Consider the following 22,788-nt stretch of genomic DNA (forward strand, 5'->3'; position numbering starts at 1 on the left):
CTGTCGTAAAATTTAAATTAAGGCAACTCCCATACCCAACAAAATGGCTACAAATTTCGGAAAGCTGAATTTGTGATTCTCAGAGCTCTCAAACAAAATAACTGTAGAAATATGTAGAAAAATTCCTATGATAATAGCGGTAATATATTGCTGATAATGTTGAAAGAAGTGAATTTGAGAAGCTAACAAACTACCTAAAGGGCTCATAAAAGCAAAAGCGGTCATAAAAAAAACTACTTTCTTAACATCATATTTGTGCTGTAAAAAGAAAGAGGTAAGAACAATTCCCACAGGTATTTTGTGAATAACGATTGCCCATAAAAACGACTCATTGTTCTCGTACCCTAAAGGAACTCCTTCGGAAAAAGCATGCAAGCACAAGCTAGCAAATAACATCCAAGGAAATTGTTTGTTTTTGCTGTGTATGTGTACGTGTCCGTGTTCAGCACCCTTAGAAAAAGATTCTAAAACTAGCTGAACAATAATTCCCAATAAAATAAAAACACCAATTAACTTAATACTAACCATCTCCGTATCATGCTGATGGTGGTCTCCGTACATACCAAATGCTTCGGGTAATAAATGGCTAATAGTCATGGATAGTAAATACGCACCACTAAAAGAAAGTAATAATTGAATAAACTTTTTTTTGGGTTGACTAATCGTTACAAAAATAACACTTATAAGTACAGATGTTATTAAGTATAGGTATATCATTGGGTTAGAATCAGAATCAGTCTATCAGAAGTTTCTTCGTTAAATTCTGATAAATTATAGTCGCCAAAGATATGCTTAATTTTTAAATTGGCTAGCTTACAATAGCTTTTGAATTTGTCTAAATCAATAGCTTTTACTCGTTCTTGGAAGTTAAAAGTTTCATTTTTATCTTTTAAGTGAATATCTTTAGTGATAAAGCCATTAGTAAGGTGTCTTTTGATATGAAATTCTAAATGATCTCTGTGTGTAATTTCACTCGCAACCAAGTTTTTAATGACTTTATTCACATTCATATAATCTATTACAGCAACACCATTCTCTATCAAGGACTTTTGAATGTTAGATAAAACTTTTACATCCTCGTTATCATCATCAAAATAACCAAAGCTGGTAAACATATTAAAAACAGCATCTACCTTTACATTAAATGGTTCACGCATATCTTGAACTTTGAAATTTAAATACTCATTGGCAAACTGATTGGCGAAAGCAATGCTGTTTTCTGATAAATCTGCACCAATAACAGTATAACCTAACGAGTTTAAAAAGATAGAATGTCTTCCTTTTCCGCATGCCAAATCTAGTATAGTTTTGTTCTTGGGAAGTTCTAGAAAAGAAACTAAATTTTCTATAAATATTTTTGCTTCGTCATTGTTTCTGTGTTTGTATAAAATATGATAATAAGTGGTGTTAAACCATTCGCTAAACCATGTTTTGCTTTGTTCCATGCGGTAATTTTGTTGAGTGTCAAATTTAGTTAATTTATTCTTTAGTAGTTTTATTCAAAAGACATTACAAAGAATTACTTTTGCATTAAAATATACTAGTTTATGCGAGACGATTTTAAAATGGTAGCCATTACTTTACAAGGTTTAGAAGAGGTTTTGTCTAATGAATTAAAACAATTGGGAGCTCAAGAGGTTAGAGCTGGAGTCAGAATGGTAGAATTTGTTGGTGATGAGGGGTTTATGTATAAGGCCAATTTGTTTTTAAGAACCGCTATTAGAATTTTAAAACCTATCGTAAAATTTAAAATTAGAAACGAAGATGATTTATATAAAAATCTCTTAAAAATTAGATGGGAAAAATACTTAGAAGTTAATGGGACTTTTGCAACTAAGGGAACCAACCAGTTTAGTGGTTTAACGAGCAATACTCATTATTTGGCATTAAAAACAAAAGATGCTATTGCTGATTACTACATGGCTAAGTACGATGCTAGACCAGATGTAGATATTAAGCACCCAGATTTAAAGGTAAATGTCCATGTAGATAGATACGGTATAGCGACAGTCTCTTTAGATAGCTCTGGAGATTCTTTACATAAAAGAGGTTATAGATTAAACACCAATTTAGCTCCGATTAACGAAGTTTTAGCGGCTGGTTTGATATTACTGTCTGGGTACAACGGAGATCAGAATTTTATAGACCCAATGTGTGGTTCAGCAACTTTATTGATAGAAGCAGCAATGATTGCTTGTAACATTCCTGCCAATATTAACAGAAAAGAATTTGCTTTTGAAAAGTGGAAAGATTTTAATGAAGATTTGTTCTTTATTATTCAAGATTCTTTAGTTAAAAAAATACGCGATCCGCAATGCAAAATTATGGGGTTCGACAAAGCTCCTTCTGCAGTTAGAAAAGCCAATGAGAATATTGCGAACGCAAATTTAGAAGATTTTATAGGAGTGCATCACGTTAACTTTTTTAACTCCAAAAAAGAAGTTTTTGGCCCTACAACTATATTGTTCAATCCACCCTATGGAGAAAGGTTGAAGTTAGATGATATTGAAGGTTTTTATAAAAATATAGGAGATACACTAAAGCATCATTATCACAACTCATCAGCTTGGTTCATCACATCAGATATAGAAGCCTTAAAGTATGTTGGGTTAAAAACAAGCCGAAGGATTGCGATTAAAAACAGTGATTTAGATTGTAAATTTGTTAAGTACGAAATTTACGAGGGAAGTAAAAAAGCAAAGAAAAACGATTATTAATAATCGGTTGCGTTTATAATAAAAAACTGAATTTTGTTGAGTGTCCCCAAAAATTAGATATAATTTTGGGGATGTTTTTATGAAAAACAAATTATATATTTGAGTTCGAATAAGAACACATAAGTTTGATTTCTAAACGTTAACATCCCTATTAAGAGATTGAACAAACAACTCGGGTTTGATTAATTTCTTATTTTGTTTTAAGCAGTTTAATCACAAAAATTCACGAGATTTATTCGCAAAGACAAACAAAGAATATTCAGTATTATTTGAAGTTAATGTTTTGTAACAGATGACTAATATACCCTTTGTTAGATTGAGCTTGTATTTATTGGGTATTGAAAGTGATGTATAATGTCTAATTTGGTTGATAGGATTTTCTAAAACATATTATTTATCTTATTAACCAAGTCAAAAACGCAATTTCATGAAAGAATCCAAATAGACCATTGTTGATTTTATTTTTTTGTCCATAAAGTAACTTATCTAAGCCAAGAGTATACTATTGCTCAAAGTATTACCTACAAATCATGTGAGATTTGAAAAAAAGAAACAGGCCCTTTTCCTTCAAATATAAAGAAACTCTAGCTCGAATCATCGCTGATATAAAGACTTAATACTGTCTTTTTCATGATCAAATTTTAGAGTAAAATAAATTCATCGAATACTGAAGCTTTTATTCCCAGTGGTGAACTATTTAGGTTCAAAATTTTTAGTTCTAGCAATTAAAGTTGAAAAAACAATTATTTTTTTAAAAATAAATACATCTTTGCTTTTACGTATCGCTATTCTCAAAGCCTTACTTTATTTGTCATCATCTGACATTTTAGTCGACTAGTAATTAAATACTATGTATTATAAGTTTTAATGATAACACAGTAAATTAATCATATTTAAAAACTATTGATTTAATTAGTAATCTCATTAAATTTGAAAGAAAAGTTAAAAAATATCATATGGATAATTACAAAATAAATAGTCAAGAAGGCAAATGCCCATTTGGACACGATAGTGCTTCATCATCACCAAAAAAAACAGCAGGGCAAGGAACCGATAATAAAGATTGGTGGCCTAATCAATTAAATTTAAATATTTTAAGACAACAAGCTTCCAAATCTAATCCTATGGGAGAAGATTTTGACTACTCGGAAGCCTTTAAAAGTTTAGACTACAAGGGACTTAAAGAAGATTTGTTTCAATTAATGACTGATTCACAAGATTGGTGGCCTGCGGATTATGGACACTACGGACCTTTGTTTATTCGTATGGCATGGCATAGTGCTGGTACTTACCGATTACAAGACGGTAGAGGAGGTGCAACATCAGGTTCACAGCGTTTTGCTCCTTTAAATAGCTGGCCAGACAATGGTAATTTAGACAAAGCCAGATTACTATTATGGCCTATCAAACAAAAATATGGGAATCAGATATCTTGGGCAGATTTAATGATTTTAGCAGGTAATTGTGCTTTAGAATCTATGGGATTTAAAACCATTGGTTTTGCAGGTGGTAGAGCAGATACTTGGGAGCCAGAGCAAGATATTTATTGGGGAGAAGAAACAGAGTGGTTGGCAGAAGACAAGCGTTATTCTGGAGATAGAGAATTAGAGCAGCCATTAGCAGCTAGTAATATGGGATTGATTTACGTAAATCCCGAAGGGTCTAGCGGAAATCCAGACCCAAAAGCGTCAGCATTTGATATTAGAGATACTTTTGCTCGTATGGCTATGAATGATGAAGAAACTGTAGCCTTAGTTGCAGGGGGGCACACTTTTGGTAAAGCTCACGGTGCTGCCAATGCTGATAAATATGTAGGTGCAGAACCTGCTGGGGCGAGTATTGAAGAAATGAGTATGGGATGGAAAAATAGTTTCAATTCTGGTAAAGGAGATGATACCGTTACTAGCGGAATTGAGGGAGCTTGGACTCCAAATCCAACCACTTGGGATCACGATTATTTCAAGGTGTTATTAGATTATGATTGGGAACTAACTGAAAGTCCTGCGGGAGCACATCAGTGGAAACCTGCAGAAGCTCCTAAGGCCAAGAAAGCACCAAAAGCAGGCAACAGTAGTGAATCTCAAGAATTAATGATGACTACGGCAGATATAGCCTTAAAAATAGATGAGAAGTACTTAGAGATTTCTAAGAAATTTAAAGAAAATCCCAAAGCTTTTGAAGAAGCTTTCGCCAAAGCGTGGTTTAAGTTAACACATAGAGATATGGGACCAACCGACCGATATTTAGGAGAAGAAGTTCCCAAAGAGGTTTTTGTTTGGCAAGATCCTATACCAAAAACTACAAGTAATCCTTTAAGTGATGTTGATATTATATCTTTAAAAGCGAGTATTGGAGATGCAGATTTAACAGTTTCAGAATTGGTGGGAACTGCGTGGGCATCTGCATCAACTTATAGAGGTTCGGATATGAGAGGTGGAGCTAATGGAGCTCGGGTGCGTTTGGCTCCTCAAAAAAATTGGGAAGTAAATAATCCTCAACAGTTAGACAAAGTACTAGCGGTCTATAAAAGTATAAAGGATGGTTTTGATGAGGATCACAAGCAAGTTTCTTTAGCAGATTTGATAGTATTAGGAGGAAATGTGGGTATAGAAAAAGCGATAGATCATAAAACTTCTTTGGACTTTAAAGCGGGTAGGGCAGATGCCTCTTTAGAAGATACAGATGTAGATTCCTTTAAAGTAATGGAACCTTTAGCAGACGGTTTTAGAAATTACGTAAAAAAAGGACTAAAACCAGCTGTTGAAAAATTGCTGATTGACAAAGCTCAATTACTAACTCTATCTATTCCAGAATTAACAGTTTTGATGGGAGGATTAAAAGTTATCAATATTAATTATGATGGTTCTGCTCACGGAGTTTTAACCACTACTCCTGAAAAATTAACTCCTGACTTTTTTGTGAATTTACTAGATTTAAATACGGTGTGGAGTGATATTTCTGATGCAGGATTACTGTTTGAGGGAAAGGACAGAAAAACAGAAAAAGTAAAGTGGACCGCAACGAGAGCTGATTTAATTTTTGGATCAAACACAGAGCTGAGAGCCATTGCAGAAGTGTATGCTGCCAAAGGGAATGAAACCAAATTTGAGCAAGATTTTGTAAAAGTATGGAACAAAATAATGAATTTAGATAGATTTGATTTGTAATAAATTGAATTATTGTCGAAACAAAAATCCCTTTCTATGTTCTAGAAAGGGATTTTTTTAATGCTTTTAGCGAGGGTTTAAAATGGGGTATTCAATAGTTCTCCACTCAAATACAGCAGTTGTAACTCTGCTAACTTAGCCTGATACTTGACATTATTTTTATTGACTTCTACGTTTAATAAGTTTAATTGGGCTTGTCTAAATTCTATAGAGTTAATTTGTCCGAGTTTAAATTTTTCTTGAGTACGATTAAAATTATTCTGAGCTGTTTTTATGTTGTGCTCCTGTATATTAAAAACCAGTAACTTGATCTGATAATCATCCCAAGCGTTGTAAAAATCTTTTTCTAAATTGATTAGGATATTTTCTTTGTTTAGTTTTTCACTTTCTAAACTCAACTTTCTGTTTTTCGCTGCAATGTTTGCTCTACCTTCAAATAAATTCCATGTTAAATTAATTCCTGTAGATAGACCGTTACTTGTAGAAGTTGTTAAAAATGCAGCAGCATTGTTGTTGTTTAAATTCCAGTTGTAATTGGTGTTTAAATTAAGTTTTGGGAAATACTCTGCGTTGATGAGTTTAAGATCTAATTCCTTTAAGCGTATGTTGTTTTCAATAGCTAACAAACTGGTGTTTTTGGTTTTGGCCTTTTTATATAATTCTTCTTTATTCGCAAGTACGTTAAAATTTACCTCAGTATCTACATTAAAATCACTGTTGAGTTGATTGCCTAAAATACTATTAAAGTTTCTTTTTACGTTTTTTATCTGTTGAGAGAGATTAATTACCTGAATACTATCATTATTATAATCTAGTTGAGCATTTAAAACTCCTAGTTTCGTATTCTGACCGTATTCAAACTGATAAGAAGCCCTTTTTACTCTATCTTTAGAAATTTCTAAACTTTCTCGTAGAGACTTTACGTTTATTTGCATTTGGGCAATCTTGTAATAAAGCGTAAACAATTGATTTACGGTATTTTCAATAGTCTCTCTGGTTTGTAGTTCCGAGAGTTGATATTGCTCTTTAAATTTTTGATAGTTGTACTTTCTTCCTAATCCATCAAATAATACATAGTTTAAACCAATAGAAGCATTATACCTTGAGCTAGTAGCATTGCTTAATTCTCTAACATCCCCATTGGAAAATTCAGCTTCAGTATCATCTACATTGTAGACTCCTCCTGCATTTGCTACAATACTGGGTAGATAACCACTGTTTTGGATATGAGTGTTGTTCTTAGCAACAGCAGCATTGTTTTTAATAATTTTAATACCGTAATTGTTTTCTAAAGCTAGTTTTACAGCTTGTTCAGGTGTCACTATTTCTTGTGCTTTTAAAGAGCATAAGAAAATGAGAGCTACACAGTTTAATACAATCTTAATGCTCTTTAGTTTCATTTTGTTCTATAATTGCACGTTCAACTTCTTCTTTGGTAATGTTCTTTCCTGTAATTAACCATTTGATATTCTTTTTGATGCTATTACTAAAAGATAGTAGTAATGGCAATGCCAACAACGTGAGTATCGTTGCATAGGCAATACCGAAGGAAATAGACAATGCCATCGGTTTTAAAAACTGAGCTTGTCTGCTTTTTTCTAGTAACAAAGGAGCAAGACCAGCAATAGTGGTTAAAGAGGTTAGAAAGATAGCTCTAAATCTCGATTTTCCAGCTTCTAATAATGCTTCATCAAAAGATAATCCATCTTTTAAATTCACGTTAAATTTACCAATTAATACCAAACCATCATTTACCATAATTCCTATCAGGGCAATAATTCCTAATAAGGATAATACATTAACAGACATGCCAAACAACCAGTGTCCCCAACCCACTGCTGTTAAACTGAAAGGGATTAGTAGTAGTAATAAGATAGGCTGACTGTAACTTCTAAAAGTAAAAGCAATGGTAATGTATATCAAAACCAAAATAATAGAACCTGCGCTTTTAATAGAATTAGACAATTTACTAGCTTCTCTATTTTGTCCTTCAAACGAGGCAGAAATACTAGGATACTTAGTTTGCAAATTAGGAATAAACTGGGTTCTAATATCATTTAAAATATCAGTACTACTGTTACTAGGGTTTTTTAAATCAGCAGAAACTCTAATTTCTCTTTGTCCATCTAAGTGGTTAATAGCAACATCTCCGCGCTGTATGCTGTAAGAAGAGATGTCTTTAAGCGTAACTCTTTGACCATTTGGAGCAAGGAGTTTCATGTGGTTTAAATCGTTAATTGAACTTCTGTTTTCACGATCGTACCTGACCCAAACCCTTATTTCGTCTTGACCTCTTTGGAATCGTTGTGCTTGTACCCCAAAAAAACCAGCCCTCACTTGACTCATAATATTTTTTAAACTGAAGCCGAGCAAATATGCGTTTTCTTTTAACTCAAGTCTAATTTCTTTAATACCCACAGGGTCATTATCTTCTACATCTTTTAACAAAGGATTAGATTCTAAATAAGTTTTGAGTTCCTTTTTGGAGGCCTTTAGTTCCTTGATGTTATTACTTAATAGAGATACAGAAACTGGGCTTCCACCAAAATTACCTCCAGAACCATAAATTAATTTTTCAGTACCAACAACAGGGCCCACCAATTCTTTTAATCTATTGGTAATCATAAATGATTTTATTTCGTCGGGTCTTTCTTCTCCAGGTAATAGATTAATGATTAGTTTAGCGCTAGAACTACTTTTTATATTTAAAATGGTGTTTTCAAACAACTGTTTTCCTGTCCCTTTCAAGTATTTTTCTGACAATTCTTGATTGACAATAAAAGATTTCTCCTCTATCATAGAAATAATAGAATCTGTAATTTTTTCGTTAGTTCCAGCAGGCATTTCTAGTTCTATACTAGCAGTATCACTAGCAATAGAAGGAAATAGGGTAATCCCAATTATTCCTCCTCCAATAGCTCCAAATGTGATAATCAATAAGGATATAAAAATACCTATTGATAGAATTTTAAACTTTAAAACAAAGTGAAGCATAGGAGCGTAAATACGATCTCTTAAATAAGACATAAAACGATCTCCGGTTTTATTGATAACTCTCATCTTAGCAAAGAATCTTTGCGTTTTAGATGGGTTTACTTCTTGCTTAGGTTTTTGTAATGCTTTGGAATGTGCTAAGTGAGCAGGCAAAATAATTAAAGCCTCTACTAACGATACCGTTAACGTTAAGATGACAATAACTGAAACCTCGCTAAAAAATTCTCCAATCCTACTATCTAAAAATAAAAACAAGGAGAATGCAAGCAAAGTGGTAATAATAGCAGAAACAACTGGAGGAATTACTTCCATTGTACCATCTATGGCAGCTTGTATAGGTGTCTTTCCTTTTTCGTAATGTTGATAGATGTTTTCCGCAATCACAATCCCATCATCTACCAAAATACCAATAACAATGATCATCCCAAACAAAGATAACACGTTAATGGTAACATCAAATTGAGAAGCGAAAACGAACATTCCTAAAAAAGAAACAGGTAGCCCAAACGCAACCCAAAAAGCCAAGCGAGTATTAAGAAATAAAGACAAAAATACAAGTACCAATATCATTCCCACAATAGCATTTTCTGTAAGCAGTTCTGTTCTTTGTACTAAAGTTATAGACAGATCTTTAACAACATCAAGCTTGATATGATTGTTTTTTTGATTAAAATCTTTGATATAGTCCTTTACTTTCTCTGCAGAGGATATCAAATCTTCATTATTGGTACTAGTAACTTTAATTCTAACTGATAAATCTTGATTAAAATAAGTAGCATTGGGGGTTTCCGAAAATCGATCTCTAATGACTGCAACCTCTTTTAGTGTTACAATTTTACCATCATCAAAAGCTTTAACAATAATATTAGACAACTCAGTTCCAAAATAAAATTTGTTGTTTGCTCTAATTAAATACTCCTCAGCATCTGTTTTTATTTTACCTCCGGTGGTTAATATATTGGCTGTTTCTACAGCCTTTGCAACGTCAGCGAAAGTTATTTGGTAAGCTAGCAGGCTGTTTTCGTTTACAGCAATTTCAATTTCTTCATCTGGGTAACCACCAATTTCAATTTGAGAAATCCCATCAATGGCTCTTAAATCATTTTCTACCTTTCGAGCAATTTGTTTTAAAGTTTTTAAAGAAACATCGTTACCACTGATGGCAAAGGAGATAGTTTCTCTAATAGGCTCTAATTTAGAAACCACTAGGGGTTCCATACCTGTGGGAAAACTAGGTACTTTATCAACGGCATTTTTAACCTCCAGTAACATAAAGTCTATATTTTCCCCTTTTTCTATTTCCACGGTAATTCTACCGTTATTTTCTCTAGATACAGAGGTAACTCTATCCACACCTTTTAAACCTCTTAAATTGTCTTCAATTTTTAAAACAATCCCTTCTTCAATTTCCAATGGAGAGGCTCCAGGATAAGCTATATCAATAGTAATGAGTTTAGAATCTACAAGCGGAAAAAAAGATGATTTTAGGGAATTGATTCCAAAATAACCGAATATAAAAAACGCAACAATAAAAATATTCACTGCAACGTGGTACTTGATAAAATAACTAATAATTTTTTTCATTCATATTAGTTTTTATACGGTTTTACCAACATACCTGCGTAAGCACCAGAAACGGATTTGCTAAGAATGGCAGTTCCGTTTGGAACCTCTTTTAACACTACCGTTTCTTTACCATAATACACAGGTTTTACTTTTAGTTTATTGAGTTTACCTTGATTGACGTAAAATATTTCATCAGTGTCTAAAAGTAAATTTCTACTGATTTCTATGGCATTTTCTATCGTTTGTGCTTGCAATAGAGCGTTTAGATAAACCCCTTCTTTAAGTCTTTTATCTTTAATTTCAACAAATACAGATACAGTTTGAGTGGCAGCATCCACACTACCGTTAATTCTTGAGATGATTCCACGGTATTTTTCTGAGTGATCTAAACTGACCAAATCAACCGAGGTACCTGTGGTTAAAAAACTAGCCAAAGATTTGCTGATGGAAACTTTTAACTCATATACTTCAGGATTGATAAATTCACCTAGTTTCTGACCATTTCTTATCAAAGAACCTTCTGTAACCAATGCTTCGGTTAGTATACCATTAAATGGGGCTTTGATAGAGAATTTAGCCAAACGTTGTTCCAGATTTTTTAAATTGTAATAGCTACTTACAATACCTCGACCTGTGATAAAATAGCTTTCCTTAGTGTTTTCTATTTTAGGAAGATCTGGGGTACTATTGTCAAAGTTAAATGAAGATAGATATTCTTGCCACTTTGGATAAACTTCAGGAAAATCTAATCTCAGGTCAGGCATAATGGCAGCAATATCATTATATAATTTGCTTTTAGCAGCTTGCACGTTAGCACGATGTTCCGAAGCATTTACGCTAACCAATACTTCTCCTCGTTGATAAACCTGTCCTGTTTTAAATAGATGTGATCCTTTTCTAAATATACCAGATACTTCTGAATATATTTCTATTCTTTCCAATGCTTTTAAATTGCCGTTGGCAGATATATTAACGGTAATATTGGTATTAATCACGGTGTCTAATAAAACAGATTTTACCACTTTATTAGTTACAGGTTTAGGCTTTTTTTTATTTTCAATTAATTTTTTTGAGCCAATTACAGCTACCATTATTAATAATATTCCCAGTATGGATAAAACAATTTTCCTCATGCTATTTTAAATTGTAGGCTATGTAAATTTACGAGTATTGGTTTTATTTTTTATGTGCTAAAAGCATGTTCGTATGATGTGTTAGTATTCACAATTTTTAAAATCATTTTAGATGATGTTAAACATATTTTAAGTGATAAAAGGACTACACAGGATGTCTTTATGACCGCAAAAAAAAATCTTAAAATAATAAGACTTTACAATCCTAATAACGTTTAAAGTAATACCAAACATTTTCAATTTTCACATAATAAATGAACTAAACCTGATTACAGTTTGATAGAATGAAAAGCACCACATCTACCAATTTTGGAATGCTTTTAGTTATTGGTTGTAGGCTAGATAGCTTAGAATAGAAATCGAAAAACATAAAATTCCCTTTTGCGAAAAACCAAATGGAAATTTTCTATTAATTTTTAGCTAGTTCTTTAGCTCTCTTAACGCAGGCTACAGTTCCTTCTTTTATGTGGTTATGAACGTTGTTAGCTTCAAAGTTGTTCAAAGCTTCTCTTGTAGTACCTCCTTTAGAAGCTACTCTATTCATCCATTCTTCTAAACTAATATCGTTTCTTTTGTATAATTCTACAGCACCTTCAAAAGTTTGGGCGGTTAATGTTTTAGCTTGTTCTGGAGTAAATCCAAAATCTTCTGCCGCATCTGCTAAAGCATTCATCATATAAAAAATATAAGCCGTTCCGCTACCAGAAATCCCTGTGGTGTTATCAATCATATCCTCTGTAGGAACTTCAAATGCTTTTCCTGTAGATTTTAAAATAGAACCAATCAAGTCCAAACTTTCTTTAGAGACTTCACTAGAACCCACATAAGTGGTCATTCCTAATTGGATAGAGGCGGGTAAGTTAGGCATGCATCTAATCACTTTGTCAATATCTAAACCTTGTTGAATGGTTTCTATAGTCATACCAGCCATTACAGAGACAAACAATTGACTTTTGTTTACCAATGACTTGATATCATTAAAAACAAGCGGAGCTATTTGAGGTTTTACGGCTAAAAAGATAATGTCTGCCTCTTTTAAAATATCATAAGAATCAGTTGCTTTCATTTTATCCATAGCATTAATCTCAGCAATTCTATCTGTAGATTTGTCGATGATTTGAATGTCTGCAATTTTAGCATTGAATATTCCTTCTGCATAGGTAAATCCCATGTTTCCCCCACCAATTACTACGATGTTTTTCATTTTTGTATGTTTATTTATTTTTGGTTGAGTCGTTTGGCTGATGTTATTAATTTAACAAATCAACGCTTCCACGATTTAACGATTAAACAGTCCTTTGATTGTATACTGTAATCGCATTTTTTAAAATCTCAACAGCTCTAATTAACTTTTCTTTCTTTAACACATAAGCTATTCTTACTTGATTTAGCGCAATGTTAGGAGTAGAGTAGAATCCACTTGCTGGGGCCACCATTACTGTTTGCCCATTGTCCTGATAACTTTCTAACATCCATCGGGCGAATTGATCGGCATTGTCAACTGGTAAATCAGCTAAGCAGTAAAAAGCTCCTTTGGGTTTTACCACGTGTACTCCATCAATTTTCAATAACTCTTCTATCAATATATTTCTTCGTTCAATATACTCAGCTTTCACCTCATCAAAATAGATTTGAGGAGTTTCTAAAGCGGCTTCAGCAGCAATCTGAGCAATGGTAGGAGGACATAATCTAGATTGAGCCATTTTCATGACCGTGCTTATTAACTCCGGATTACGAGAAACGACACAACCAACTCTTGCTCCACACATACTATACCTCTTAGAAGTGGAGTCAATCATGATGGCATTCATATCCATTCCGGTTTCTTCCATAATGGAGTAGTGCCCCTCATTGGTATATACAAATTCACGATAAACCTCATCAGCAATCAAAAATAAATCATATTTAACTACGAGCTTTTTTAGAGCTTTAATTTCTTTTTTTGAATAGAGTGTACCTGTTGGATTTCCAGGATTGCATATTAAAATAGCGCGTGTTCTTGGGGTAATTAAAGCTTCAAAATCTGCTGCTTTAGGTAATGCAAAACCATCGTCCATATTCGTGTTAATGGGTACTACATTAACACCTGCAGCAATAGAAAAACTTGTGTAGTTGGCATAAAAAGGTTCGGGTATGATAATTTCATCCTGAGGATCTGTAATGCTAGCAATGGTAAAATACAAAGCTTCTGAACCACCCGTTGTAACCAAAATTTGTTCACAATTAAGGTTGATACGATGTTTCTTGTAATAGTCTACCAACTTATTTCTGTACTGTTCTGATCCATTTGAAGTGGAGTATTCTAAAACGTCCATATCAAAATTTCTGATAGCTTCTAGTGCTACCTTAGGTGTCTTGATATCTGGTTGACCGATATTTAAATAAAATATTTCTGTGCCACGTTTCTTAGCGGCCTCTGCATAAGGAACCAATTTACGAATTGGAGACTCAGGAATAGCACGACCTTTGTTAGAAACTCTTAGCATTTTGTATTTATGATTTAAAATTAAGGCAACAAAAGTACAAATTTCTGTTTTTGTTATTGCATTCTGTAGTTTTATTATAGATGATCCTTATCAAAGAGTATTGTTGTATGTTTAGCGCAATAAATACGTCTATCTACACAAAACATTACCAATGCAAAATTCATCTAAATACTCATTTATTCTAATGGCAGAAGCTGGAAGTAAGCCTGTAAACAATGTTAATTATTTTGATAAACTAGGAAATAGGAAAAACGTTACTGATGCTATAGAGAAGATTACAGGACAAATTGAAGACGAAAAAATAGTTATTCTAAAAAGTGGTTTGGAAATACCTATTACAAGAATTCACAGTGTAGATCAGGAAATTTCACCGTACTATTCTGATGATTTTTTTAGTTGCGATTGTGTGTAAATAAAAAAGAGCTTTATAAATTTATGAAGCTCTTTTTTTATTTTGAGATTTAAGATTAGTCTTTTAAAACTTCTCCTTTAATTCTAACGACTTTAGGTTGTTTAGATGCGTTAGAAACAATGGTTACAGATTTAGTAAATCTACCAATACGGTCCGTTGCATATTTTACTTTAATTTCACCAGACTGACCAGGCATAATTGGTTCTTCTGGCTTTGTAGGTACAGTACAACCACAACTTCCTTTCACACTTTCAATAATTAAAGGAGCACTTCCCACGTTGGTAAATCTAAAATAACGAACACCGTCTGAATTGTGAGCTACTTTACCATAATCAATCACTTCTGTTTCAAATTCAAAAGCAGGTTTTAAAGTATCATCAGTCTCAGCGTTTGCGTGTTGTGCAAATGATAACATTGGTGCGAACACCATACATAAGATAAATGCTAATTTTTTCATGTTGTTTAAATTTTGCATAAAAATAAATTTTATAATCAAACTTTCAATAACTATACCGTAATTTTTTTTAGTCATAAGGATATTTGTATTTTTGGCCACCTGATTATATAATAAAATCAATACATGAGTATTCCTAATAAATACAATGCTACAGCGGTAGAAGAGAAATGGTATGACTACTGGATGGAGAATAAATACTTCCATTCTACACCAAACAATAAACAACCTTACACAATTGTAATTCCACCCCCAAACGTTACTGGAGTTTTACACATGGGGCACATGCTTAACAATACCATTCAAGATGTATTGATTAGACGTGCGAGATTAAGAGGTTATAATGCTTGTTGGGTGCCAGGTACAGATCACGCATCTATTGCAACGGAAGCTAAAGTTGTAGCAAAGTTGAAGTCAGAGGGAATTAATAAAGAGGATTTAACTCGTGATGAGTTTTTGAGTCATTGTTGGGAATGGACAGAAAAGCATGGGGGAATTATTTTAGAACAATTAAAAAAGTTAGGAGCTTCTTGTGATTGGGACAGAACAAAATTTACCATGGATCCTGAATTGAGTAAAGCAGTTACCAAAATATTTGTAGATCTATATAAAAAGGGAGACATCTATAGAGGATACCGTATGGTAAACTGGGATCCTGAGGCTAAAACAACTTTGTCTGACGAGGAAGTTATTTACGAGGAAAAACAAGGTAATTTTTATCATATAAATTATAAAGTAGAAGGAACTAGTGAGGTTGTTACAGTAGCAACCACACGTCCAGAAACTTTATTAGGAGATACTGCTGTTTGTATCAATCCTAACGACGAAAGGTATACACAGTTAAAAGGTAAGAAAGTAATTGTGCCTATTGCGAACAGAGCCATTCCTATTATTGAAGACGAATATGTGGACATGGAGTTTGGAACAGGATGTTTAAAAATTACTCCTGCCCACGATCCTAATGATAAAGAAATAGGAGAGAAGCACGGTTTGGAGGTGATTGATATTTTAAATGATGATGCTACATTAAACGAACAGGGTTTACACTATCAAGGAAAAGATAGATTTGTAGTTCGTAAAGAAATTACCAAGGAATTAGAAGAAATTGGAGCTTTGGTAAAAGTAGAGCAACACATGCATAAAGTAGGAACTTCTGAAAGGACTAAAGCGGTCATAGAGCCTAAAATATCGGCACAGTGGTTTTTACGCATGGAAGACATGGTAAAACCTGCCTTAGATGCTGTGTTAAAAGAAGAAGAAATTAAACTATACCCAAAGCGATATAACAATACCTATCGTCATTGGTTAGAAAATATCAGAGATTGGAATATTTCTCGTCAATTGTGGTGGGGGCATCAAATACCAGCATTTTTCTATGGAGAAGGTGTAGAAGATTTTGTGGTGGCAGCATCCATAGAAGAGGCAGTTCTATTGGCAAAAGAAAAGACAGGAAATGAATCTCTAACAGCAACTAACCTTAAACAAGATCCTGATGCGTTAGATACTTGGTTTTCTTCCTGGCTTTGGCCTATTTCTATTTTTGATGGAATCAACCATCCAGATAACGAAGAAATTAATTATTACTATCCTACCAACGATTTGGTTACAGGACCAGATATTATTTTCTTTTGGGTAGCACGTATGGTATTTGCTGGATACGAATTCAAGCAGGCTAAGCCTTTTAGTAACGTGTACTTTACTGGAATTGTTAGAGACAAACAAAGACGTAAAATGTCTAAATCTCTAGGAAATTCTCCAGACCCTATTGAGCTTATGAAACAATATGGAGCAGATGGAGTTCGTGTTGGGTTATTATTATCAGCCGCAGCAGGTAATGATTTAATGTTTGACGAAGATTTGTGTGCGCAGGGACAAAAGTTTACTAGCAAAATATGGAATGCTTTTAAACTAATTAAGGGATGGGAAGTATCTGAAACAGAAAGCCAGCCAGAAGCTTCTAAAATAGCGATTGGTTGGTATAAAGCGAAGTTCCAAAAAACTTTAGCAGAGATTGATGCTAACTTTGAAGTATATAGGTTGAGTGACTCTTTAATGAGCATATATAAGCTAATATGGGATGATTTTTGTGCTTGGTTCTTAGAAATGGTAAAACCATCTTACGGAACTCCTATGGATGCAAATACTTATGAAGAAGTAATTGCTGTTTTAGAAGATAATCTAAAAATATTACATCCATTTATGCCTCATTTAACAGAAGAGGTTTGGCAATTAATAGCTAATCGCTCTACTGAAGAAGCTTTAATTATTGCAGATTATCCCGTAGCTACGGCTTTTGACGAACACATCATCAACAATTTTGAAGTAGCTTCGGAAGTAATTTCTGGAGTTAGAACCATTAGAAAAGACAAAAATATATCTTTTAAAGAATCTATTGATTTATCTGTTTTGAATAACGATAATGTTTCCAAGAGTTTTGATAGCGTAATTGTTAAAATGTGTAATATAGCAGCATTAAGTTATGTGGATACTTCTGTGGATGGAGCTTTAAGCTTCCGTGTAAAATCTAACGAATACTTTGTGCCGATGGTTGGTGCAATTGATGTTGAGGCAGAATTGGCTAAATTAAATGAAGAATTAAAATATACAGAAGGGTTCTTAAAATCTGTTCAGAAAAAACTTGGAAACGAGCGTTTTGTAAACAATGCTCCCGATAAAGTAATTGAAGCTGAACGAAAGAAGGAAGCAGATGCTTTGGCAAAAATAGAGACTATAAAAGCTAGTTTACAAACATTAGCATAATTGTAGTTTAGCAATATTAAATTACTGAAAAGGTCCAAAGATTAAATATCTTTGGATCTTTTTTTTATGTTATTGGAGTATCAGCAAAATAAATCTGCCTTACAGGTTGAAATGGTGTAAAAAACATCTTTTATGACATAAAAAAGTAGGTTAGTAGAATTAAACCAAGTGTGTATAACTTTTTTACAGCTAAATTACAAAATAGGAAGAAATGTTACCTTAGTTAACTTGTTGATTATTTTTTTTAACATTTGTTGGTTTTTTAGTGTTTTTGTTTCTAATGGTTTATTAGCTTAAAAATGTTTATTTATTGTTTATTTAGTGTTTTTTCTAAGAATATTCCAAATTTTTTGATTTTTATTTATGATAATATCAAAAATAGAGATTCGTTTGCTTAATCGATACTTTAATACACGATTTTGATAGTTTTGAATTTATAAACAATACAAGTATGGGAACATTAAAATCAATATCGTACGCAATTATTTTTGCAGGAGTGAATAGTGTAGCTCAATCTACTCAAGAGGCCATAAAAAAGTTTAATGAGATGGAGATATACGAAGAAATTCAAAAGTCGAATTTGAATGAAGAAGAGAAAGAACAGTTGTTTATTTCGTTGGTAAATCCAATTCAATTTTTTAAAGATTTAGATTTAAATTCCAACGCGGGGGTTATTAGAGAAGAATTGAAAGGAAACAAAGAAATTTTATCTATTTTTTCGGAGATAGATTTTAATAAGGACAATGCTATTGATGAGGAAGAATTCGTAAAATATAAGAATGCTGAATTAGTTACCTTGATGTCTAAATCCCAAAGTAATTTGGTAGATGTTTCTAAAACTGAAAAAATTTACCAAGCGGTTAAAAGGACAGACAAAACTAAGGAAGAAATGAATTTGATGTTTACTTCTTTAGTAAAGCCTCATGATTTTTTTAAAACATTAGATAGTAACAAAGATTTAGAACTGTGCAAAGAGGAGGTGGCTAATTATGATGATTTTGTAACAAATTATGCATACATCGATGAAAATAGCGATGAGTATATAAGTGAGGAAGAATTCGTTAATTATCAATTACTGCGTGTAAATGCAATAATTTATGGAGAAGAATTGATACAGAAAGAAAAAGACATTCACTTTACCAATTCTTTCGATAGAAACTACCAAAGCGTTATTAGAATAGGAACGAACCCTATATCAAATCAACCCTTTTCTAAGAATGATCATCTTGCAGATAAAAATCAAGAAACAGAAATTGACAAAGCTAGAGAAGAAAAGTTAATGTCTCTAAAATAGCTTTATAAGTACAAATTAAAATAACAAAGAGGTAATGTAATCATTACCTCTTTGTTATTTTAACTTGTAATGCTATTTGCTAGTAGAGTAAGCAGTTTTTGGGGATGAAATTAGAGGACTAGATTTGAAATGTCTATCCTCACCATTATCAAACAAACATAAGATTCTAAATTCTATAACACTGCTTATTTAAGAGCTGCAACTTAACATAGAACAACCCACTTTGTTTTTTGCCCAATTAGGTCTTTTACCAAACCATTTTTCGTACTGTGGTTGCTCGTCATAGGGGTTTTGTATCAAAAGATAAAGTTCATTTATCAAACTGTAATCTCCCTTTTCTGCAGCTTCTATGGCCAATTGGGACATATAACTTCTTAAGATGTACTTAGGATTAACTGCATTCATCATAGCAATTCTATCTTCGGTTGAGGTATCTTCTGTATCTAATCTACTTTTGTATTGTAAGAACCAAGCCTGCCATTCTGTTAAAATTTCTCCACTTAAATCTTCAGGCTTGTAAAAAGCATCTAAACAGTCCTCAATAGTATTGGCTTTGGCTAGCAATCTAAAAAAGATAGTCATATCAGTTTCAGTTAATTTTAAATTAGCTTCTAAAGACTGAATCAAGATATAATCTTGCTTGCTAGGGTGTAGAATACCTATTTTTGAACACATCATTTTTAAGTTTTTAGACTCAAATTGTACCTTATAGCTATTTAACGCTTCTTCTAAAGGTTCAGCATCTTCGGTGAGCGTGTAAAATGTGTTGGCCAATTGATATAAATTCCACAAACCTATGTTGGGCTGTTGACCATATCTGTAACGTCTGTGTTGTTTGTCAGTTGTATTAGGAGTCCAATCAGGGTCGTAATTATCTAACCAACCGTAAGGTCCATAATCAATAGTTAAACCCAAAATTGACATATTATCAGTATTCATTACTCCGTGTACAAAACCAACACGCTGCCAGTGAACAATCATCTTAACCGTGGCATTCACTATTTCTTTAAATAGTTGTATATAACCCTCTTTGCTGTTCTCTTTTAGATGAGAAAAATGATGACGAATGGTATAATTTACCAATGCTGTTAGAGTAGATTTGTCGTTTTTAGAAGCAAATATTTGAAAATTACCAAAACGAATAAAGCTTTCCGCAACTCTACACACGATAGCTCCTTTTTCGTAGGCAGGATTTCCGTTGTACAATACATCCCTTAAAACATCATCTCCAGTTAAACTTAAGGATAGAGATCTTGTGGTAGGAATTCCCAAATGATACATAGCTTCTGCACACAAATATTCTCGGATAGATGATCTTAGTACAGCCAATCCATCAGCAGTTCTAGAATATGGAGTTTTTCCAGCTCCTTTAAGCTGTAAAGTATATGTTTGATCTGTTTTTACCTGAAATAAATTGATCGCTCTACCATCTCCAAGTTGACCAGCCCAATTTCCGAATTGATGACCACCGTAACACATTGCGTAAGGTTGGGTATTTGGGTATATAAAGTTTCCAGTAACTAAGTTTAAAAACTTATCTTTTTTGGTGTCTTCTATATCAAAGCCCAGCTTAGTGGCTACATCACTGTTTACGTGTAGTAGTTCTGGTGATTTTGTGTTGATTGGATTTGCGTAAGAATAACAAGCTTTGTCTACTTGTCTAACAAAGTTTTCTGCATTGCCATCTGACGGCAATTCTCTGACAAAAGTACTCTGGATATTTAATTTCATAACGCAAACGTATTGCAAAATAGATTAGTAGGATTCATCAATTTTTAGTTTTGGAAATAATATGTTGTATATAACCACAAAGAGGGATTATATTAAGTTTTTGCTCCTTTATATTCTTTATGGTTTTTTTTACTAAAACTTTACCAATACCTTTTCCTTGTAATTCGCTAGGTACTTTTGTGTACATTAGAAAAATATCATTACCGTCTATTCTATAATCTATCCAACACTTGTGGTTTTCAACAATTATATAAAATTGATTGTTTTGTATGTCATTTATCAAATCCATCTTCTATGCTTTTAGTTTGTCAGCATGTAACTTTCTTAACTTATTTAGTTTTGGTCCCACCACAACGCTACAGTATCCTTGGTCTGGATTCTGCTTGTAATAATTTTGATGATACTCTTCTGCATCAAAATAATTGATTAATGGACTCACTTCAGTAACTATAGGGGTCTCAAAATAGGATTGAACTTCTTCGATTACCATGTGAGCGATTTCTTCCTGTATTTTGTCGTGGTAAAAAATAACGGAACGGTATTGCGTACCGCTATCGGCACCTTGTCTATTGAGGGTGGTAGGATCATGAGCCGTGAAAAATAAAATCAACAACTCCTTAAAAGAAATAATATCTGCATCAAACTCAATTCTAATTACTTCTGCGTGTCCAGTTAAGCCAGAACATACTTCTCTATACGTGGGAATTCCAGGCACGTTACCTCCGCTATAACCAGAAGTTGCTTTGACGACTCCTCTTACTTCATTAAAAAAAGCTTCAACACACCAAAAGCATCCAGCTCCTAGAGTTGCGTGTTCTATTTTTGCCATTTATTTTTTGATTAAAGATTCTGAATTAACACAGTAACGTAGTCCGCTAGGTTCGGGGCCATCAGGAAAAACGTGTCCTAGATGGCTATCGCACTGATTACATTGAATTTCTACACGCACCATCCCATGAGAATCATCTTTGATATATTTTATTGCGTTGGTCTTCATAGGTTGCGTAAAACTGGGCCAGCCTGTACCAGATTCGAACTTTATCGACGAATCAAATAATTCATTTCCGCAACAAACACAGTTATATTTGCCTTGTTCGTGACTAGAGCAGTAAGCTCCAGTATGAGGCATTTCTGTTCCAGATTGTCTGGTGATTCTAAACTGAGAAGATGTTAGTATTTCTTTCCATTCTGAATCAGGTTTTTCTACTCTTGTAGTAGGAGTGGGGTTTCCATTCACCGAAAGATGAATAATGTCTTTCCAAGTCAACATAAGATATTTGGTTTACTACCAAAGATAATTAAAAGCTTTTAAAGAAAGGTTCACGTTTTCTAATCACTGGCAATTCATCTCAATTAATATTGAATAAAAATGGTGCTTAAGCATTTGATAAAAACTCAGTTTGCTTAAGTATTCAGGAGTAATTTCCAGATAGGATGCTATCATATATTGCGGGACTCTTTGAATGAATTCGGGGAAATTATTTACTAAATCATTGTATCGATTTTTACTTTTCATTTGTAAATAAATGTTATTTTTACGTTGAATGGCAATTAGCATATTTTCAGTAATAATTCTGAATAGCCTTTCGAGTTTAGGAATAGATAAATAGAGCTTTTCTAATTCCTTCTTGTTAATTACTAACATTTCAGTTTTCTCAATTGCTTGAATAGATAGGGTAGAAGGTGTACCTTTAATATAACTTTCCATGTCAGTTACCCACCAATTTTCAATAGCAAATTGAGTTACTTTTTCATTGCCTTTTTTGTCCACATAAAATGACAGAACCAAACCACTAATAATGAAATATTTACTATTACAGATTTTTCCTTCTTTGAAAAGATAGTCTTTCTTTTGAAACACTTTAGGGGTTAATTTCAAGAATATTTCATCTATTTCAGCATCACTAAATTTAACATATCGATTGAAATATGTTTTGATTTGGTCTTTCATTTAAAATTATTAGTTAGTGTTTGTTTTACTATTTAGTAACCCATTGATTTTAAAACGTGAATTTGTTTAGAAAAAACCTTTTCTAATCTAATTTGAATTCCGATGATGTTTGTAAGGATATCC

At 33.0% G+C, this 22,788-nt stretch carries 18 protein-coding genes; 5 read left to right on the forward strand and 13 right to left on the reverse strand.

The annotated features are described in order from the left end of the window. Positions 1-12 precede the first annotated feature (12 nt). Positions 13-717 (reverse strand): ZIP family metal transporter, encoded by a 705-nt coding sequence (locus ACXGQW_RS00095; protein WP_457823086.1) that lies wholly within the window; start codon positions 715-717, stop codon positions 13-15. Continuing rightward, positions 714-1,445, reverse strand: coding sequence for a class I SAM-dependent methyltransferase (locus ACXGQW_RS00100; RefSeq protein ID WP_457823087.1), 732 nt, complete (start codon positions 1,443-1,445; stop codon positions 714-716). The genes ACXGQW_RS00095 and ACXGQW_RS00100 overlap by 4 nt, the downstream gene beginning before the upstream one ends. 102 nt (positions 1,446-1,547) lie before the next feature. Here ACXGQW_RS00100 and ACXGQW_RS00105 point away from each other — a divergent pair, with 102 nt between their 5' ends. Further along, the gene (locus ACXGQW_RS00105; RefSeq protein ID WP_457823088.1) at positions 1,548-2,717 is read left to right on the forward strand and encodes a THUMP domain-containing class I SAM-dependent RNA methyltransferase; all 1,170 of its coding nucleotides are present in this window, start codon (positions 1,548-1,550) and stop codon (positions 2,715-2,717) included. Positions 2,718-3,673: 956 nt separating this feature from the next. Then, positions 3,674-5,884 (forward strand): catalase/peroxidase HPI, encoded by a 2,211-nt coding sequence (gene katG / locus ACXGQW_RS00110; protein WP_457823089.1) that lies wholly within the window; start codon positions 3,674-3,676, stop codon positions 5,882-5,884. 77 nt (positions 5,885-5,961) lie between these two features. Here katG and ACXGQW_RS00115 read toward each other — a convergent pair whose 3' ends face one another. From ACXGQW_RS00115 to ACXGQW_RS00135, 5 genes are all read right to left on the reverse strand, one after another. Further along, positions 5,962-7,284 (reverse strand): TolC family protein, encoded by a 1,323-nt coding sequence (locus tag ACXGQW_RS00115; protein ID WP_457823090.1) that lies wholly within the window; start codon positions 7,282-7,284, stop codon positions 5,962-5,964. Then, positions 7,265-10,462 carry an efflux RND transporter permease subunit gene (locus tag ACXGQW_RS00120; protein ID WP_457823091.1) on the reverse strand — a complete coding sequence of 1,066 codons (3,198 nt, stop codon included), beginning with the start codon at positions 10,460-10,462 and terminating at the stop codon, positions 7,265-7,267. The genes ACXGQW_RS00115 and ACXGQW_RS00120 overlap by 20 nt, the downstream gene beginning before the upstream one ends. 5 nt (positions 10,463-10,467) lie before the next feature. Continuing rightward, positions 10,468-11,577 (reverse strand): efflux RND transporter periplasmic adaptor subunit, encoded by a 1,110-nt coding sequence (locus ACXGQW_RS00125; RefSeq protein WP_457823092.1) that lies wholly within the window; start codon positions 11,575-11,577, stop codon positions 10,468-10,470. 409 nt (positions 11,578-11,986) lie between these two features. Continuing rightward, complete coding sequence (gene proC, locus ACXGQW_RS00130) at positions 11,987-12,832, reverse strand: pyrroline-5-carboxylate reductase (protein WP_457824201.1); 846 nt, start codon at positions 12,830-12,832, stop codon at positions 11,987-11,989. A gap of 31 nt (positions 12,833-12,863) precedes the next feature. Further along, complete coding sequence (locus ACXGQW_RS00135) at positions 12,864-14,063, reverse strand: pyridoxal phosphate-dependent aminotransferase (protein WP_457823093.1); 1,200 nt, start codon at positions 14,061-14,063, stop codon at positions 12,864-12,866. 151 nt (positions 14,064-14,214) lie between these two features. Between ACXGQW_RS00135 and ACXGQW_RS00140 the strand changes: the two genes are divergently transcribed. Next, positions 14,215-14,475 (forward strand): hypothetical protein, encoded by a 261-nt coding sequence (locus ACXGQW_RS00140; RefSeq protein WP_457823094.1) that lies wholly within the window; start codon positions 14,215-14,217, stop codon positions 14,473-14,475. A 55-nt stretch (positions 14,476-14,530) separates the two neighbouring features. On the opposite strand, the gene ACXGQW_RS00145 is transcribed toward ACXGQW_RS00140, so the two are convergent. Further along, positions 14,531-14,932 carry a DUF1573 domain-containing protein gene (locus ACXGQW_RS00145; protein ID WP_457823095.1) on the reverse strand — a complete coding sequence of 134 codons (402 nt, stop codon included), beginning with the start codon at positions 14,930-14,932 and terminating at the stop codon, positions 14,531-14,533. A 123-nt stretch (positions 14,933-15,055) separates the two neighbouring features. Here ACXGQW_RS00145 and ACXGQW_RS00150 point away from each other — a divergent pair, with 123 nt between their 5' ends. Continuing rightward, the gene (locus tag ACXGQW_RS00150; protein WP_457823096.1) at positions 15,056-17,689 is read left to right on the forward strand and encodes a valine--tRNA ligase; all 2,634 of its coding nucleotides are present in this window, start codon (positions 15,056-15,058) and stop codon (positions 17,687-17,689) included. 451 nt (positions 17,690-18,140) lie between these two features. After that, positions 18,141-18,983, forward strand: a complete 843-nt coding sequence (locus ACXGQW_RS00155) for a hypothetical protein (RefSeq protein ID WP_457823097.1) — start codon at positions 18,141-18,143, stop codon at positions 18,981-18,983. Positions 18,984-19,172: 189 nt separating this feature from the next. On the opposite strand, the gene ACXGQW_RS00160 is transcribed toward ACXGQW_RS00155, so the two are convergent. From ACXGQW_RS00160 to ACXGQW_RS00180, 5 genes are all read right to left on the reverse strand, one after another. Further along, positions 19,173-20,714: a protein adenylyltransferase SelO gene (locus tag ACXGQW_RS00160; RefSeq protein WP_457823098.1), complete on the reverse strand. Its 1,542-nt coding sequence runs from the start codon at positions 20,712-20,714 to the stop codon at positions 19,173-19,175. A 37-nt stretch (positions 20,715-20,751) separates the two neighbouring features. Further along, positions 20,752-21,003 carry a GNAT family N-acetyltransferase gene (locus tag ACXGQW_RS00165; protein WP_457823099.1) on the reverse strand — a complete coding sequence of 84 codons (252 nt, stop codon included), beginning with the start codon at positions 21,001-21,003 and terminating at the stop codon, positions 20,752-20,754. A gap of 3 nt (positions 21,004-21,006) precedes the next feature. Beyond that, entirely contained in the window at positions 21,007-21,543 is a 537-nt protein-coding gene (gene msrA, locus ACXGQW_RS00170; protein ID WP_457823100.1) for a peptide-methionine (S)-S-oxide reductase MsrA, read from the reverse strand. Further along, positions 21,544-21,984 carry a peptide-methionine (R)-S-oxide reductase MsrB gene (gene msrB, locus ACXGQW_RS00175; RefSeq protein WP_457823101.1) on the reverse strand — a complete coding sequence of 147 codons (441 nt, stop codon included), beginning with the start codon at positions 21,982-21,984 and terminating at the stop codon, positions 21,544-21,546. A 63-nt stretch (positions 21,985-22,047) separates the two neighbouring features. After that, on the reverse strand, positions 22,048-22,665 hold the full coding sequence (locus ACXGQW_RS00180; protein WP_457823102.1) for a Crp/Fnr family transcriptional regulator: 618 nt from the start codon (positions 22,663-22,665) through the stop codon (positions 22,048-22,050). Positions 22,666-22,788: the final 123 nt, after the last annotated feature.

This window comes from Wenyingzhuangia sp. IMCC45533 (genome assembly GCF_054111225.1).

Excerpts from the sequence above, each read along its gene's own strand:
- katG (WP_457823089.1), top strand. The coding sequence starts at position 3,674 with ATGGATAATTACAAAATAAATAGTCAAGAAGGCAAATGCCCATTTGGA.
- ACXGQW_RS00115 (WP_457823090.1), bottom strand. The coding sequence starts at position 7,284 with ATGAAACTAAAGAGCATTAAGATTGTATTAAACTGTGTAGCTCTCATT.
- ACXGQW_RS00135 (WP_457823093.1), bottom strand. The coding sequence starts at position 14,063 with ATGCTAAGAGTTTCTAACAAAGGTCGTGCTATTCCTGAGTCTCCAATT.
- ACXGQW_RS00105 (WP_457823088.1), top strand. The coding sequence starts at position 1,548 with ATGCGAGACGATTTTAAAATGGTAGCCATTACTTTACAAGGTTTAGAA.
- ACXGQW_RS00120 (WP_457823091.1), bottom strand. The coding sequence starts at position 10,462 with ATGAAAAAAATTATTAGTTATTTTATCAAGTACCACGTTGCAGTGAAT.
- ACXGQW_RS00180 (WP_457823102.1), bottom strand. The coding sequence starts at position 22,665 with ATGAAAGACCAAATCAAAACATATTTCAATCGATATGTTAAATTTAGT.
- ACXGQW_RS00125 (WP_457823092.1), bottom strand. The coding sequence starts at position 11,577 with ATGAGGAAAATTGTTTTATCCATACTGGGAATATTATTAATAATGGTA.
- ACXGQW_RS00155 (WP_457823097.1), top strand. The coding sequence starts at position 18,141 with ATGGGAACATTAAAATCAATATCGTACGCAATTATTTTTGCAGGAGTG.
- ACXGQW_RS00165 (WP_457823099.1), bottom strand. The coding sequence starts at position 21,003 with ATGGATTTGATAAATGACATACAAAACAATCAATTTTATATAATTGTT.
- ACXGQW_RS00145 (WP_457823095.1), bottom strand. The coding sequence starts at position 14,932 with ATGAAAAAATTAGCATTTATCTTATGTATGGTGTTCGCACCAATGTTA.
- ACXGQW_RS00100 (WP_457823087.1), bottom strand. The coding sequence starts at position 1,445 with ATGGAACAAAGCAAAACATGGTTTAGCGAATGGTTTAACACCACTTAT.
- ACXGQW_RS00160 (WP_457823098.1), bottom strand. The coding sequence starts at position 20,714 with ATGAAATTAAATATCCAGAGTACTTTTGTCAGAGAATTGCCGTCAGAT.
- msrB (WP_457823101.1), bottom strand. The coding sequence starts at position 21,984 with ATGTTGACTTGGAAAGACATTATTCATCTTTCGGTGAATGGAAACCCC.
- ACXGQW_RS00095 (WP_457823086.1), bottom strand. The coding sequence starts at position 717 with ATGATATACCTATACTTAATAACATCTGTACTTATAAGTGTTATTTTT.
- ACXGQW_RS00140 (WP_457823094.1), top strand. The coding sequence starts at position 14,215 with ATGCAAAATTCATCTAAATACTCATTTATTCTAATGGCAGAAGCTGGA.
- msrA (WP_457823100.1), bottom strand. The coding sequence starts at position 21,543 with ATGGCAAAAATAGAACACGCAACTCTAGGAGCTGGATGCTTTTGGTGT.
- ACXGQW_RS00150 (WP_457823096.1), top strand. The coding sequence starts at position 15,056 with ATGAGTATTCCTAATAAATACAATGCTACAGCGGTAGAAGAGAAATGG.